Source organism: Streptomyces sp. NPDC001135, from assembly GCF_053598395.1.
In genome coordinates this window covers 191,970-206,028 of sequence record NZ_JBSFKD010000005.1, presented here as the reverse complement: position 1 = coordinate 206,028, position 14,059 = coordinate 191,970, and the positions used below count along the sequence as shown (strand labels likewise).

At 71.7% G+C, this 14,059-nt stretch carries 11 protein-coding genes and 1 pseudogene; 1 reads left to right on the top strand and 11 read right to left on the bottom strand.

Translation table 11 applies throughout. The annotated features are described in order from the left end of the window. Positions 1 to 103: 103 nt before the first annotated feature. The 8 genes and pseudogenes from ACWC94_RS09480 to tkt all read right to left on the bottom strand — a co-directional run bounded on the left by ACWC94_RS09480 (position 104) and on the right by tkt (position 9,731). On the bottom strand, positions 104 to 769 hold the full coding sequence (locus ACWC94_RS09480) for a TetR/AcrR family transcriptional regulator (protein ID WP_450795895.1): 666 nt from the start codon (positions 767 to 769) through the stop codon (positions 104 to 106). Positions 770 to 865: 96 nt separating this feature from the next. After that, positions 866 to 1,373: pseudogene (locus ACWC94_RS09475) on the bottom strand (histidine phosphatase family protein). A 40-nt stretch (positions 1,374 to 1,413) separates the two neighbouring features. Beyond that, positions 1,414 to 2,292, bottom strand: a complete 879-nt coding sequence (gene gnd, locus ACWC94_RS09470; RefSeq protein ID WP_450795894.1) for a phosphogluconate dehydrogenase (NAD(+)-dependent, decarboxylating) — start codon at positions 2,290 to 2,292, stop codon at positions 1,414 to 1,416. Position 2,293: 1 nt separating this feature from the next. Beyond that, positions 2,294 to 3,955, bottom strand: a complete 1,662-nt coding sequence (gene pgi, locus ACWC94_RS09465) for a glucose-6-phosphate isomerase (RefSeq protein ID WP_450795893.1) — start codon at positions 3,953 to 3,955, stop codon at positions 2,294 to 2,296. 1 nt (position 3,956) lies between these two features. Continuing rightward, the gene (gene opcA, locus ACWC94_RS09460) at positions 3,957 to 4,883 is read right to left on the bottom strand and encodes a glucose-6-phosphate dehydrogenase assembly protein OpcA (protein WP_450795892.1); all 927 of its coding nucleotides are present in this window, start codon (positions 4,881 to 4,883) and stop codon (positions 3,957 to 3,959) included. Then, positions 4,880 to 6,481 (bottom strand): glucose-6-phosphate dehydrogenase, encoded by a 1,602-nt coding sequence (zwf, locus tag ACWC94_RS09455; protein ID WP_450795891.1) that lies wholly within the window; start codon positions 6,479 to 6,481, stop codon positions 4,880 to 4,882. Before zwf ends, opcA begins: the two co-directional genes overlap by 4 nt. Continuing rightward, entirely contained in the window at positions 6,478 to 7,623 is a 1,146-nt protein-coding gene (tal, locus tag ACWC94_RS09450; protein ID WP_450795890.1) for a transaldolase, read from the bottom strand. Before tal ends, zwf begins: the two co-directional genes overlap by 4 nt. A 32-nt stretch (positions 7,624 to 7,655) precedes the next feature. Continuing rightward, entirely contained in the window at positions 7,656 to 9,731 is a 2,076-nt protein-coding gene (tkt, locus tag ACWC94_RS09445; protein ID WP_450795889.1) for a transketolase, read from the bottom strand. A 146-nt stretch (positions 9,732 to 9,877) separates the two neighbouring features. Here tkt and ACWC94_RS09440 point away from each other — a divergent pair, with 146 nt between their 5' ends. Next, positions 9,878 to 10,768 (top strand): helix-turn-helix domain-containing protein, encoded by an 891-nt coding sequence (locus ACWC94_RS09440; protein ID WP_450795888.1) that lies wholly within the window; start codon positions 9,878 to 9,880, stop codon positions 10,766 to 10,768. Between the two features lie 26 nt (positions 10,769 to 10,794). Here ACWC94_RS09440 and ACWC94_RS09435 read toward each other — a convergent pair whose 3' ends face one another. The 3 genes from ACWC94_RS09435 to ACWC94_RS09425 form a co-directional block, all read right to left on the bottom strand. Continuing rightward, on the bottom strand, positions 10,795 to 11,448 hold the full coding sequence (locus ACWC94_RS09435) for a hypothetical protein (protein ID WP_450795887.1): 654 nt from the start codon (positions 11,446 to 11,448) through the stop codon (positions 10,795 to 10,797). A gap of 166 nt (positions 11,449 to 11,614) precedes the next feature. Further along, complete coding sequence (locus ACWC94_RS09430; protein WP_450795886.1) at positions 11,615 to 13,027, bottom strand: glycoside hydrolase family 16 protein; 1,413 nt, start codon at positions 13,025 to 13,027, stop codon at positions 11,615 to 11,617. A 367-nt stretch (positions 13,028 to 13,394) separates the two neighbouring features. Continuing rightward, positions 13,395 to 13,865 carry a DUF4981 domain-containing protein gene (locus ACWC94_RS09425; RefSeq protein ID WP_450795885.1) on the bottom strand — a complete coding sequence of 157 codons (471 nt, stop codon included), beginning with the start codon at positions 13,863 to 13,865 and terminating at the stop codon, positions 13,395 to 13,397. Positions 13,866 to 14,059 lie beyond the last annotated feature (194 nt).

Here is a 14,059-nt window from a genome sequence, read left to right as displayed (position 1 = left end):
GTTCCCGTGCCGGCACATCCGACAGGGCCACTGGTCCCCGATGAGGGCGGAACGGCCCCGGGCTCCGGGATCCGTATCGGCACGCCGGCGCGGACCACGGCGGTCAGCCCGCCGTACGCTCCGCCGTGAGGTAGGCGATCACCATGTCGCCGAGCATGGCCCGGTAGCGCTCCCGCCGGGCGGGGTCCACCAGGTCCCGGCCGGACAGGGCGCCGAAGGTGTGCCGGTTGGCGACCCGGAAGAAGCAGAACGAGCTGATCACCGCGTGCAGGTCGACCGCGTCCACGTCGGCCGTGAACAGCCCGGACTCCCGCCCCTCGGCGAGGATCCGGCGGATCACCCCCAGGGCCGGTGAGCCGGTCCCGCCGAGCTTCTGGCAGGCCGCGATGTGCTCGGCGCCGTGGATGTTCTCGATGCTGACCAGGCGGACGAAGTCCGGGTGCCGCTCGTGGTGGTCGAAGGTCAGCTCGGCGAGGCGCCGGATCGCGGCGACCGGGTCCAGGTGCTCGACGTCCAGCTGCCGTTCGGCCTCGTGGATCACGCCGTACGCCCGCTCCAGCACGGCCGTGAACAGCTGTTCCTTGCCGCCGAAGTAGTAGTAGATCATCCGCTTGGTGGTGCGGGTCCGGGCCGCTATCTCGTCCACGCGGGCGCCGTCGTAGCCGGCCCGGGCGAACTCCTGCGTGGCCACGTCGAGGATCTCCGCCTTGGTGCGGGCCGCGTCGCGCACCCGTCCCCCGGGTCGTGCGGGTTCTTCGACGCTGGTCATCGCCGTCCTTCGGGCCGGTGGCCGCCGGGGCGGCACGCTCGCTGTGCGTGCGGGAGATTGTAGAAGCGGCGCCCGGGGCGGTGGCCGGGATGTTCCTCACAGTCCGCGCCGCCTGTTCCACTCGGTGATCACGGGCCGGCCGTGCTCGGTGGACAGCCGGCCGACCGTGCCCGTGGCCAGCTGGAACAGCCGGCCCTCGGCGGGCGGCAGGCCGAGGCGGCGGGCGGTGAGCACGCGCGGGAAGTGGGCGTGGGCGACGAGGACCACGTCCCCGGCGTCCTCGGCGAGCGCCCCCTCGACGCGGGCCGGCACCCGGCCGGCACGGGCCCCGATCTCCTCGGTGACTCCCCGGGGTGCCCGGCGGGGCCGGGCGGCACGCCGTCGGCCCACAGGTCCCAGCCGGCGCGGGTGCGGTGGATGTCGGCGGTGGTGACACCCTCGTAGCCGCCGTAGGGGCGAGGGCACCGGTCCGGCCGGTGAGGAGCGGGGCGAGGGACTTGGCCTGTCCCTCACCGCGCGCGGTCAGGGGCAGGCCGGTCCGGCTGGTGTGCTGTCCCGACCGGCTCCACCGCGTCTCACCCGGGGGCACCTCCCACGCCCTCAAGGCAGTGGGGGAGGACCAGCAGGAGGTCCCCCACGGAGGGTCAGTCCTTCTTCTCGACCGCGTGGCCGCCGAACTGGTTGCGCAGCGCCGCGATCATCTTCATCTGCGGCGAGTCGTCCTGCCGGGAGGCGAACCGGGCGAACAGGGAGGCCGTGATCGCCGGGAGCGGTACGGCGTTGTCGATCGCCGCCTCCACCGTCCAGCGGCCCTCGCCCGAGTCCTCCGCGTACCCGCGCAGCTTCTGCAGGTGCTCGTCCTCGTCCAGCGCGTTGACGGCGAGGTCCAGCAGCCAGGAGCGGATGACCGTGCCCTCCTGCCAGGAGCGGAACACCTCGCGGACGTTCTCCACCGAGTGCACCTTCTCCAGCAGCTCCCAGCCCTCGGCGTAGGCCTGCATCATGGCGTACTCGATGCCGTTGTGGACCATCTTCGAGAAGTGACCGGCGCCGACCCGGCCCGCGTGCACATAGCCGTACGGGCCCTCCGGCTTGAGCGCGTCGAAGATCGGCTTCAGCGGCTCCACGTGCTCCTTGTCACCGCCGACCATGAGCGCGTAGCCGTTCTGCAGACCCCACACACCGCCGGATACACCGGCGTCGACGAAGCCGATGCCCTTGATGCCGAGGGCGGCGGCGTGCTTCTCGTCGTCCGTCCAGCGGGAGTTGCCGCCGTCGATCACCGTGTCGCCGGGCTCGAGCAGGTCGCCGAGCTCGTCGACGACGGTCTGCGTGGCGGTGCCGGCCGGGACCATCACCCACACATGGCGGGGCGCGTCCAGCTTCTCGACGAGTTCGGCGAGGGACTTGACGTCGGAGACCTCGGGATTGCGGTCGTAGCCGATGACGGTGTGGCCGGCGCGGCGGATCCGCTCGCGCATGTTGCCGCCCATCTTGCCGAGACCGATGAGACCGAGCTGCATATCAGTTCACTTCCGATGCGTTCTTGAGAGTGCGGTAGGCGGCGACGAGGGCCGTGGTGGACGGGTCGAGACCGGGGACCTGCGCGCCCTCGGTCAGCGCGGGCTCGACGCGCTTGGCGAGGACCTTGCCCAGCTCCACGCCCCACTGGTCGAAGGAGTCGATGTTCCACACCGCGCCCTGCACGAACACCTTGTGCTCGTAGAGGGCGATCAGCTGGCCGAGCACGGACGGAGTCAGTTCGGGGCTGAGGACCGTGGTGGTGGGGTGGTTGCCCCGGAAGGTGCGGTGCGCCACCTGCTCCTCCGGCACACCCTCCGCCCGGACCTCGTCCGCGCTCTTGCCGAAGGCCAGCGCCTGGGTCTGGGCGAAGAAGTTGGCCATCAGCAGGTCGTGCTGCGCCTTGAGTTCCCCGCTCAGCTCGCCGACGGGGCGGGCGAAGCCGATGAAGTCCGCCGGGATCAGCTTGGTGCCCTGGTGGATCAACTGGTAGTAGGCGTGCTGCCCGTTGGTGCCGGGGGTGCCCCACACGACCGGACCGGTCTGCCACTGCACCGGCTCGCCGTCGCGCTGCACCGACTTGCCGTTGGACTCCATGTCCAGCTGCTGAAGGTAGGCGGTGAACTTCGACAGGTAGTGGCTGTAGGGCAGCACCGCGTGCGACTGGGCGTCGTGGAAGTTGCCGTACCAGATGCCCAGCAGGCCGAGGAGCAGAGGTGCGTTGGCCTCGGCGGGCGCGGTGCGGAAGTGCTCGTCGATCAGCCGGAAGCCGTCCAGCATCTCCCGGAAGCGGCCGGGTCCGATGGCGATCATCAGGGACAGGCCGATCGCCGAGTCGTAGGAGTACCGGCCGCCGACCCAGTCCCAGAACTCGAACATGTTGTCCGGGTCGATGCCGAAGCCGGTGACCTTCTCGGCGTTCGTGGACAGCGCCACGAAGTGCCTGGCGACCGCCTTCTCGTCGCCGCCCAGCCCGTCGAGCAGCCAGGTGCGCGCGGAGGTGGCGTTGGTGATCGTCTCGATCGTGGTGAAGGTCTTGGACGCGACGATGAACAGGGTCTCCGCCGGGTCGAGGTCACGGGTGGCCTCGTGCAGGTCGGCCCCGTCCACGTTCGACACGAACCGGAACGTCAACTCCCGTGCGGTGTACGGGCGCAGCGCCTCGTACGCCATGGCGGGGCCGAGGTCGGAGCCGCCGATGCCGATGTTGACGACGTTCCTGATCCGCCGGCCGGTGTGGCCGGTCCACTCGCCGGAGCGGACCCGGTCGGCGAAGCGGGCCATCTTGTCCAGCACCGCGTGCACCTTCGGGACGACGTTCTCGCCGTCGACCTCGACCACCGCGTCCCGTGCGGCGCGCAGCGCGGTGTGCAGCACGGCCCGCTGCTCGGTGACGTTGATCCTCTCGCCGCGGAACATGGCGTCGCGCAGCGCGAACACGCCGGTGGCGGTGGCGAGTTCCTGGAGCAGGGCCAGGGTCTCGTCGGTGATCAGGTGCTTGCTGTAGTCGATGTACAGGTCGCCGGCCCGTACGACGTACCGCTCGGCGCGGCCGGGGTCCGCCGCGAACAGCTCGCGCAGCTGCGGCCGCCCCTCGGCGCGGTGGTCGGCGAGGGCCGTCCACTCGGGCCGGCCGGTGAGCTTCGGAAACTCGGACTGGGCCATCTCAGGCGTTCTCCTTGGCGGCCTCGCCCCTGAGGGCGATGGCGTACATCTCGTCGGCGTCGAGGCGGCGCAGCTCCTCGGCGATGAGTTCGGAGGTGGGGCGGACCTTCAGCGCCAGGGTGCGCGGCGGCTGGCCCGGCAGGGTCAGGGTCGCCAGGGGCCCTTCGGGGCGGTCGATGACGATCTCGCCGTTCGCGGTACCGAGGCGTACGGCCGTGACGACCGGGCCGGCGGTGACCACGCGCTCCACGGTGACCTTCAGGCGGGCCTCCAGCCAGCGGGACAGCAGTTCGGCGCTGGGGTTGTCCGCCTCGGCCTCGACGGCCGCCGAGGTGACCTTCACCCGGGCCTGGTCCAGGGCCGCGGCCAGCATGGACCGCCACAGCGTCAGCCGGGTCCAGGCGAGGTCGGTGTCACCGGGCGCGTAGTTGCGGGCGCGGGTCTCCAGGACCTCCATCGGCCGATCGACCGCGTACAGGTCGGTGATCCGGCGCTGGGCCAGCGCGCCGAGCGGGTCCTTCGAGGGGGTGTCCGGCGCGTCCACCGGCCACCACACGACGACCGGCGCGTCCGGCAGCAGCAGCGGCAGGACGACCGAGTCAGCGTGGTCGGACACCTCGCCGTAGGTGCGCAGCACGACCGTCTCACCGGTGCCCGCCTCGGAACCGACCCGGACCTCGGCGTCGAGACGGGAGTGGGTGCGGTCGCGCAGGGTGCGGGCGTGCCGCTTGATGACGACCAGGGTCCGCGAGGGGTGCTCGTGCGAGGCCTCCTCGGCGGCCTTGATCGAGTCGTAGGCGTTCTCCTCGTCCGTGACGATGACCATCGTCAGGACCATGCCCACGGCCGGGGTGCCGATGGCGCGGCGGCCCTGCACCAGCGCCTTGTTGATCTTGCTTGCCGTGGTGTCGGTCAGGTCGATCTTCATGGCCTGCGCCAGCTCCGTCCGTCTCGTGCGAGCATCTCGTCCGCTTCACTCGGTCCCCAGCTGCCCGACGCGTACTGCGCCGGACGGCCGTGCGCCGCCCAGTACTCCTCGATCGGGTCGAGGATCTTCCAGGACTCTTCCACTTCCTGGTGACGGGGGAACAGATTCGCGTCGCCGAGCAGCACGTCCAGGATGAGCCGCTCGTACGCCTCCGGGCTGGACTCGGTGAACGACTCGCCGTACGCGAAGTCCATCGACACGTCCCGGATCTCCATCGAGGTGCCCGGCACCTTGGAGCCGAACCGCACGGTCATGCCCTCGTCCGGCTGGACGCGGATGACGATCGCGTTCTGTCCCAGCTCCTCGGTCGCGGTGGAGTCGAAGGGGGAGTGCGGGGCCCGCTTGAAGACCACCGCGATCTCGGTGACCCGGCGGCCCAGCCGCTTGCCGGTGCGCAGGTAGAAGGGGACGCCCGCCCAGCGGCGGTTGTCGATGCCCAGCTTGATCGCGGCGAAGGTGTCGGTCTTCGACCTGGCGTCGATGCCGTCCTCCTGGAGGTAGCCGACGACCTTCTCGCCGCCCTGCCAGCCGGCCGCGTACTGGCCGCGCACGGTGTGCCTGCCGAGGTCCTCCGGCAGCCGCACCGACTTGAGCACCTTCAGCTTCTCGGTGAGCAGCGCCTCCGCGTCGAACGCGATCGGCTCCTCCATGGCAGTGAGGGCCATCAGCTGCAGCAGGTGGTTCTGGATGACGTCACGGGCGGCGCCGATGCCGTCGTAGTAGCCGGCCCGGCCGCCGATGCCGATGTCCTCGGCCATGGTGATCTGGACGTGGTCGACGTACGACCGGTTCCAGATCGGCTCGTACATCTGGTTGGCGAAGCGCAGCGCCAGGATGTTCTGGACGGTCTCCTTGCCGAGGTAGTGGTCGATCCGGAACACCTGCTCCGGATCGAACACCTCGTGCACGATCGCGTTCAGCTCGCGGGCGCTGTCCAGGTCGTGCCCGAACGGCTTCTCGATGACCGCGCGCCGCCAGGAACCCCGCGGAGGGGAGGCCAGGCCGTGCTTCTTCAGCTGCTGCACGACCTTCGGGAAGAACCTCGGCGGCACCGAGAGGTAGAACGCGAAGTTGCCGCCCGTGCCGCGGGAGGCGTCCAGCTCCTCCACGGCGTCCTTGAGCTGCTTGAACGCGGTGTCGTCGTCGAAGTCACCGGGGATGAACCGCATGCCCTCGGCGAGCTGCTGCCACACCTCCTCGCGGAACGGGGTCCGGGCGTGCTCGCGCACGGAGTCGTGGACGACCTGCGCGAAGTCCTGGTCCTCCCACTCGCGGCGGGCGAAGCCGACGAGGGAGAAGCCCGGCGGCAGCAGACCGCGGTTGGCCAGGTCGTACACCGCCGGCATCAGCTTCTTGCGGGACAGGTCGCCGGTCACACCGAAGATGACCAGCCCGGACGGGCCGGCGATCCGGGGGAGCCGGCGGTCGCGGGCGTCGCGCAGCGGGTTCTCCCAGTCGGCGACACCGTTTCCCGAGGGGGCCACCGGGACCGGCACCTCCTCGGGCGCCGGGGCGGCGGCGGGTGCGTTGTCGGTCATCGGGCGTCAACTCCCTTGCTCTCCAGGGACTTCGCTACGGCGTCCAGCAGCTCCTGCCAGGCCGCCTCGAACTTGGCGACGCCCTCGTCCTCCAGCTGCTGGACGACCTCGTCGTAGGAGATGCCGAGCCGTTCGACGGCGGCCAGGTCGGCGTGGGCCTGCGCGTAGCCGCCGGTCACCGTGTCCCCGGTGATCTCGCCGTGGTCGGCGACGGCGTTCAAGGTGGCCTCCGGCATGGTGTTGACCGTGCCCGGCGCGACCAGCTCGTCCACGTACAGGGTGTCCTTGTACGCGGGATCCTTCACACCGGTCGACGCCCACAGCGGGCGCTGCCTGTTGGCCCTGGCACCGGCGAGGGCGACCCAGCGCCCGGAGCCGAACACCTCCTCGTACGCCTCGTAGGCGAGGCGGGCGTTGGCGAGGGCCGCGCGGCCCTTGAGGGCGAGGGCCTCGTCGGTGCCGAGGGCGGTCAGCCGCTTGTCGATCTCGGTGTCCACGCGGGAGACGAAGAAGGACGCCACGGAGTGGATCAGCGACAGGTCCAGGCCGCGCTCCTTGGCCTTCTCCAGGCCGGCCAGGTAGGCGGCCATGACCTCGCGGTAGCGCTCCAGGGAGAAGATCAGGGTCACGTTGACGCTGATGCCGAGGCCGATGACCTCGGTGATGGCCGGCAGGCCCGCCTTGGTCGCCGGGATCTTGATCATCACGTTGGGGCGGTTGACCAGCCAGGCCAGCTGCTTGGCCTCGGCGACCGTGGCCTCGGTGTCGTGGGCCAGGCGCGGGTCGACCTCGATGGAGACCCGGCCGTCACGGCCGGCGGAGGCCGTGTAGACAGAATCCAGAATATCGGCGGCGGCCCGCACGTCGGCGGTCGTCATCATCCGCACCGCCTCGTCCACCGTCACCCCGCGTACGGCGAGGTCGGTGAGCTGCTCCTCGTAGCCCTCGCCGGAGCCGATGGCGGCCTGGAAGATCGACGGGTTGGTGGTGACACCGACGGCGCTGCCGCTCGCCACCAGCTCGGCGAGACTGCCCGACGTGATCCGCTTGCGCGACAGGTCGTCGAGCCAGATCGACACGCCCTCGTCGGCGAGGCGCTTGAGGGCTCCCGGGGTCGCGATTGCTTCGGTCACAGTGATCATCTTTCTACTTGCGTCGGTATCGGGCGTCGGCGTCAGGCGCGCGCGGCGGCGAGCGACTCGCGGGCCGCGGCGGCGACGTTCTCGGGGGTGAAGCCGAACTCGGCGAACAGGGTCCTTCCGTCGGCGGAGGCGCCGAAGTGCTCGAGGGAGACGATCCGTCCCGCGTCGCCCACGAACCGGTACCAGGTCAGACCGATCCCGGCCTCGACGGCGACCCGGGCCTTCACGGCCGGCGGCAGCACCCGCTCGCGGTAGGCGCGCGGCTGCTCCTCGAACCACTCCACGGACGGCATGGACACCACGCGCGTGCCGATGCCGTCGGCCTCCAGCCGCTCCCGCGCGGCCACGGCCAGCTGCACCTCGGAGCCCGTCGCGATGACGATCACCTCCGGGACCTCGGTCGAGGACTCGCGCAGCACATAGCCGCCCTTGGCCGCGTCCTCGTTCGGCGCGTACACCGGCACGCCCTGGCGGGTGAGCGCGAGCCCGTGCGGGGCGGGGTTCACGGCGTGCCTCTTCAGGATCTCGGCCCAGGCGATCGCGGTCTCGTTGGCGTCGGCCGGGCGGACGATGTTCAGGCCCGGGACGGCGCGCAGGGAGGCCAGGTGCTCGACGGGCTGGTGGGTGGGGCCGTCCTCGCCGAGGCCGATGGAGTCGTGCGTCCACACGTACGTCACCGGCAGCTGCATGAGCGCCGACATCCGCACGGCGTTGCGCATGTAGTCGGAGAAGACGAGGAAGGTGCCGCCGTAGATCCGGGTGTTGCCGTGCAGGGCGATGCCGTTCATCTCCGCGGCCATGGAGAACTCGCGGATGCCGAAGTGGACGGTACGGCCGTAGGGGTCGGCCTCGGGCAGCGGGTTGCCCTCGGGGAGGAAGGAGCTGGTCTTGTCGATGGTGGTGTTGTTCGACCCGGCCAGGTCGGCGGAGCCGCCCCACAGCTCGGGGATCACCGGGCCGAGCGCCTGCAGCACCCTGCCGGAGGCGGCACGCGTGGCGACCGACTTGCCCTCCTCGAACACCGGCAGCGCGTTCTCCCAGCCCTCGGGCAGCCCGCCCTTGCTGACGCGGTCGAACAGCTCGCCGCGCTCGGGCTGCGCGGCACGCCACTCGGCGATCCGCTTGTCCCAGGCCGCGTGCGCCTCGGCACCCCGGTCCAGGGCCCGGCGGGTGTGCTTGAGGACCTCGTCCTCGACCTGGAAGGCCTGCTCGGGGTCGAAGCCGAGGACGCGTTTGGTGGCGGCGATCTCCTCCGCGCCGAGCGCGGAGCCGTGGGAGGCCTCGGTGTTCTGCGCGTTCGGGGCGGGCCAGGCGATGATCGTGCGCATCGCGATGATCGACGGCCGCTCGGTCTCGGCCCGCGCGGCCGTCAGCGCCGCGTGCAGGGCGGGCACGTCGATGTCGCCGTCGGCGGCGGGCTCGACGCGCCGGGTGTGCCAGCCGTAGGCCTCGTACCGCTTCAGCACGTCCTCGGAGAAGGCGGTCGCGGTGTCGCCCTCGATGGAGATGTGGTTGTCGTCGTAGAGGAGGACGAGGTTGCCGAGCTTCTGGTGGCCGGCGAGCGAGGAGGCCTCGGCCGAGACGCCCTCCTCCAGGTCGCCGTCGGAGACGATCGCCCAGACGGTGTGGTCGAAGGGGGACTCACCCCGGGGCGCGTCCGGGTCGAACAGGCCGCGCTCGTAGCGGGCCGCCATCGCCATGCCGACCGCGTTGGCGACACCCTGGCCGAGCGGGCCGGTCGTGGTCTCGACGCCGGCGGTGTGCCCGTACTCGGGGTGCCCCGGCGTCCTGGAGCCCCGGGTCCGGAACGCCTTCAGGTCGTCCAGCTCCAGCTCGTACCCGGACAGGAACAGCTGCGTGTACAGGGTCAGCGAGGTGTGGCCGGGGGAGAGGACGAAACGGTCCCGGCCGGTCCACTCGGGGTCGGCGGGATCGTGACGCATCAACTTCTGAAAGATCGTGTACGCGGCGGGCGCCAGGCTCATCGCGGTGCCCGGGTGGCCGTTGCCCACCTTCTGCACCGCGTCGGCCGCCAGCAGGCGGGCGGTGTCCACGGCACGCCGGTCGAGGTCGGTCCACTCGAAACCCTCGGGAGTCTGCGTGGTCATCTTCAAGAAGTCCTCGTTCGGTGCGGGATTGCTGGCCTGACGCGTTCAAACTTAAAAGTCTGACTTTTTCTAGGGAAGGTCGGGGTGTGTCAGCCTGTGGTGAATCTGGGACAGCGACCGCACGACAGGGACGGCACGAAGAGGACATGGCAGGCGAAACACCTCACTCTGATGGCGACGGCATCAGAACCTTCCCCTTCCCGGCCGAACTGGCCGTCGGCGGTGTCGGCATACAGATCGGCCCCATGGGGACCGACCGCACCTGGCACGCCGACGCCCCCCTGCACCGCGTCCACCGCATCGACTTCCACGTCGTCATGCTGTTCACCGACGGCCCCGTACGGCACATGATCGACTTCGCCGAGTACGAGGCCGGCGCCGGCGACCTGCTCTGGATCCGCCCCGGACAGGTCCACCGCTTCTCCCGCGAGACCGTGTACCGCGGAACCGTCCTGACCATGCAGCCCGGCTTCCTGCCGCGGGCCACCGTCGAGGCCACCGGCCTGTACCGCTACGACCTCCCGCCCCTGCTGCACCCCGGCCCGGACCGGCTCACCGCCCTGCAGGCCTCCCTCGACCAGCTGCGCCGCGAGTACGAGGACACGGCCACGCTCCCGCTCAGCCTGCACACCGCCGTCCTCAGACACACCCTCACCGCGTTCCTGCTGCGCCTCGCACACCTCGCGGCCAGCTCCGCGGAGGTCACCCGGCAACAGACGGACAGCACCTTCACCCGCTTCCGGGACGCCGTCGAGCACGGCTTCGCCACCAACCACAGCGTCAGCGCCTACGCCGACACCCTCGGCTACTCCCGCCGCACCCTCGTCCGCGCCGTCCGCGCCGCCACCGGCGAGACCCCCAAGGGGTTCATCGACAAACGCGTCGTCCTGGAGGCCCAGCGCCTCCTCGCCCACACCGACATGCCGATCGGCCGCGTCGGGGCAGCGGTGGGCTTCCCCGACGCGGCGAACTTCACCAAGTTCTTCCATCTGCACACCGGGCAGACACCGGTCGCGTTCCGCGCCGAGCTGCGCTGAACGCCCCGCCGGGCACGGTATTCAGCTCACCCGCGCGTCACCTCCCCGAACCAGCGGACGATCGCCGGTGCGGCCGCGGCCTCGGACCCCCGGTGCCGGGAGCCGTGGTAGCCGGCAGCGCCCACATCGACCACCCGGGCCGCACGCCGTTCTCGCAGAGCCGTCAGGCAGTCCTCCGTGTTGGCGGTGACGGCCTGTTCGTCCCCCGTCGCCATGAACAGCCGGACGGGGGCGCGCGGCGCCCAGCCGGTGCACACGGCGTCGGTCGTGCGCAGGGCCTGTGCCAGCGGTCCGGCCGGATGCGCGAGCATCGCCCGCCCGTGCTCGGCCAACAGCTCCTCGAGGGTGCCGGGAGTGCCCTCCTCCAGCTGCCGTCCCGTGTGGGAGCCGTCGAACAGCGCCTCGGTCCCGCGGTCGTACGGCGCCCGGAAGACCTCGCCCGGGCTGTCGTAGAGGTGGCGGACCAGGGTGCCCCGGCCGTGCTGCTCGTACCGCGCCGGCACCAGCGGCCGGGCGGCGGCGGCAGCGGTGGCGGCGGTGGCGGTGGTGGCCGTGGCGACGGGCAGTCCGCACAGCAGCAGCCCGCAGCAGCCGGCGGCCAACTGCCGCCGGAGACGGCCGCCGGACCGGCCCGGGCGGCGTGACGACGGTGACGTGGACAGCGGTAACGGATCCTCCAAGTACGGCTCCGCGAGGACCCGTTCAGCTTCGCGGGCCGCCGCCGTCACCGCACTGGGGCGGCCCCCGGACCGTACTGGTGCTGGTGCCCGCCCCAGGGACGGGGCCGGGGCGCTGCCTTCCGGTACCGCCCCGGCCGCGAACCGCGCCGCCGTACGACCGCCGGGGTCAGTGACCGAAGTCGAACCAGTTCACGTTCACGAAGTCGGCCGGCTGGCCGCTCGTGAAGGTGAGGTAGACGTCGTGGGTGCCGGTGACCGCGCTGATGTTGGCCGGTACCGTCTTCCACGTCTGCCAGCCCCCGGTACCGCCCACCGCGAAGCTTCCGACGGGCGCGTTGCTCCGGCTGTCCAGCCGCACCTCCACCAGCCCGCTCACCCCGGACGCGGCCCCGCTCGCCACGCGCGCGTAGAACTGGGTGGCCGGTGCGGAGCCGAAGGCGACACCCTTGTACAGCGCCCAGTCGCCGTTCGCGAGGTAGCCGATGTCCTGGCCGCCGCCGGTGTCCGTGGTGGTCTCGGTGCCGATGCCGGACTGGCTGTCGTAGGACTCGGCCTGGACGGCGCTGTAGGCGTCGCGGTTGCCGGACGGCGGGGGAGTGGTGCCACCCCCGCCGCCCGAGGACTGCAGGACCTGCACATAGTCGACGGCCATGGGGTGGCCGGGCTGCGTGGCGCTGGTGGGGCCGCCCCCGAACGCCCCCGGGAAGCCGCCGCCCATCGCCACGTTCAGGATGACGAAGAACCCGTGGTCGGTGGCGTTGGCCCAGGTGGTCGCGTCCATCTGGTTCGCCGTGACCGTCTGGTAGGTCACGCCGTCGACGGAGAAGCGGATCGCCTCCGGGCTCACCGAGCGGTCCCACTCCATCGTGTAGGTGTGGAAACCCGACTGGCAGGTGGTGTCCGGGCACGCCGTCGAGTTGCCGAGGCCCGTCGTCTCGTTGCACGGACCGCCGGGGTTGGTGCCGCAGTGCACGGTGGCCCATGTCTTGTTCAGGCCCTGGACGTTCTCCATGACGTCCAGCTCGCCGACGCTCGGCCAGTTCTGGTAGTTGCCGCGGTAGGGGGCGCCCAGCATCCAGAAGGCGGGCCAGTAGCCCGCGGCCGCGTCCCCGGTCACATTCGGCATCTGGACGCGGGCCTCCACCCGCAGCTTCCCGCCGGCCGGGGGCCGGAAGTCGGTACGGGTGGTCTCGATCCGCCCGGACGTCCAGTTGCCGGAGGCGTCCCGGCGCGGCGTGATCAGCAGGTCCCCCTTGCCGTCCAGGGCCACGTTGCTCGTGCCGGAGGTCATCGTCTCGACCTCGCCGGTGCCCCAGTTCGCGGCGCCCCCCGGGTAGGAAGTGCCGGTGTCGTACTGCCAGTCGGCGGTGTTCACACCGGAGCCGGCCGCGCCGTCGAAGTCGTCCAGGAAGACCTGGGTCCAGCCCGGGGGAGGGGCGGGCGCGGTGGCGTTCGCGGGTGCGGTGGCCGCCGTGGCGACGGCCGCGGCCAGGCCGAGCGTGGCGACGCCGGCGACGAGCGTGCGCCGCAGGGGGTGCCGCGGGGGGCGGTTTCTGGGTATGCCGGAGGAATCGCTCATGGGGAGGCCTTCTCGGGTACGGGGGCGTGCGGGAGTCCCTGGACGGGCGCCCTCGAAGGGTTCTGAGAGCGCTCTCACGGTGCCGCCAATGTGCTCCCCGGCCCCCCGGTCGTCAAGACTTGAAACAAGGAAAGTCCCGTTCCGGTAAGGGAGTTCACCGGGTGAAGCCTCCCGTACCGGCTCGGACCATGCGGGCCTCCTGGCCTCGGTCGGTGGCGGTCCCCCCGGTCGGGCGGGCGCATCGCCACGCGACGGGGGGCAGCACGACACCGGCGCCGGCGGCGGTGCCCAGCAGCGCGGGTGGCCCGGGGACAGCCGCGCGAAGGTCACTGGGTTGGGGGAGGCGGGGGGCGGAGGGGGATCCGGGTCAGAGGGCGCGCAGGTGCCGGCTCCGGCGGTGGTTCCCGGCCGGGGCCGGGCGGGACGGCCGTACGGCACGGTCGGCATCGGCCTGCCGGGCGGCCCGGGGAGCCGCCCGCAGCCGGATTCGCGGCGCGCACAGCTCCGTACCGCGCGGCGCCCACGGCTCGTCCACCGCCGTCACCATCCGCAGCGTCAGCCACGCCTCGCCGCCGTCCCGCGGCAGCCGGAACGGCGGCAGGAGTGCCGCCGTCTCGCCCGGCCTCAGATCGGGCAGGCCGGCGGGAGCGGTCAGGATCCGGCCGTCGGCCCGCACCAGCTCCCAGGTCGCCGCGAGTCGGCCGAGGCCACGGCCGTAATGGTCGTTGACGAGCACGATTCCCTCGTGCCGGTGGCACCGGATGCGGACCGGAATCCTGGACCCCTGGTGCTCGTTCGGCCCGGCGCCGCTGCGCCCGGCCGGTCTTCCGTCGCTCACACGGTGCAGAATCGCGTGGTCCCGGGACCGGTGGATGAAGCCGCCCTGAAGGTCCGGGGTGGACTCGGTGGCCGCGCGGTGGTGTGTGAGCGTGGCCCTACGATGACCGCATGCCGTGCTTCCATCGGCAGGACGCACCGGTGACGGATGCGCCGGTGGGCCCGGTCGCCCGGTCCGGGCTTCGGGACATGGGC

What these genes read in the sequence shown, in the direction of transcription:
- zwf (WP_450795891.1), bottom strand. Translation starts at nt 6,481, where the DNA reads ATGACCGACAACGCACCCGCCGCCGCCCCGGCGCCCGAGGAGGTGCCG.
- opcA (WP_450795892.1), bottom strand. Translation starts at nt 4,883, where the DNA reads ATGAAGATCGACCTGACCGACACCACGGCAAGCAAGATCAACAAGGCG.
- tkt (WP_450795889.1), bottom strand. Translation starts at nt 9,731, where the DNA reads ATGACCACGCAGACTCCCGAGGGTTTCGAGTGGACCGACCTCGACCGG.
- ACWC94_RS09480 (WP_450795895.1), bottom strand. Translation starts at nt 769, where the DNA reads ATGACCAGCGTCGAAGAACCCGCACGACCCGGGGGACGGGTGCGCGAC.
- ACWC94_RS09430 (WP_450795886.1), bottom strand. Translation starts at nt 13,027, where the DNA reads ATGAGCGATTCCTCCGGCATACCCAGAAACCGCCCCCCGCGGCACCCC.
- gnd (WP_450795894.1), bottom strand. Translation starts at nt 2,292, where the DNA reads ATGCAGCTCGGTCTCATCGGTCTCGGCAAGATGGGCGGCAACATGCGC.
- ACWC94_RS09440 (WP_450795888.1), top strand. Translation starts at nt 9,878, where the DNA reads ATGGCAGGCGAAACACCTCACTCTGATGGCGACGGCATCAGAACCTTC.
- pgi (WP_450795893.1), bottom strand. Translation starts at nt 3,955, where the DNA reads ATGGCCCAGTCCGAGTTTCCGAAGCTCACCGGCCGGCCCGAGTGGACG.
- tal (WP_450795890.1), bottom strand. Translation starts at nt 7,623, where the DNA reads ATGATCACTGTGACCGAAGCAATCGCGACCCCGGGAGCCCTCAAGCGC.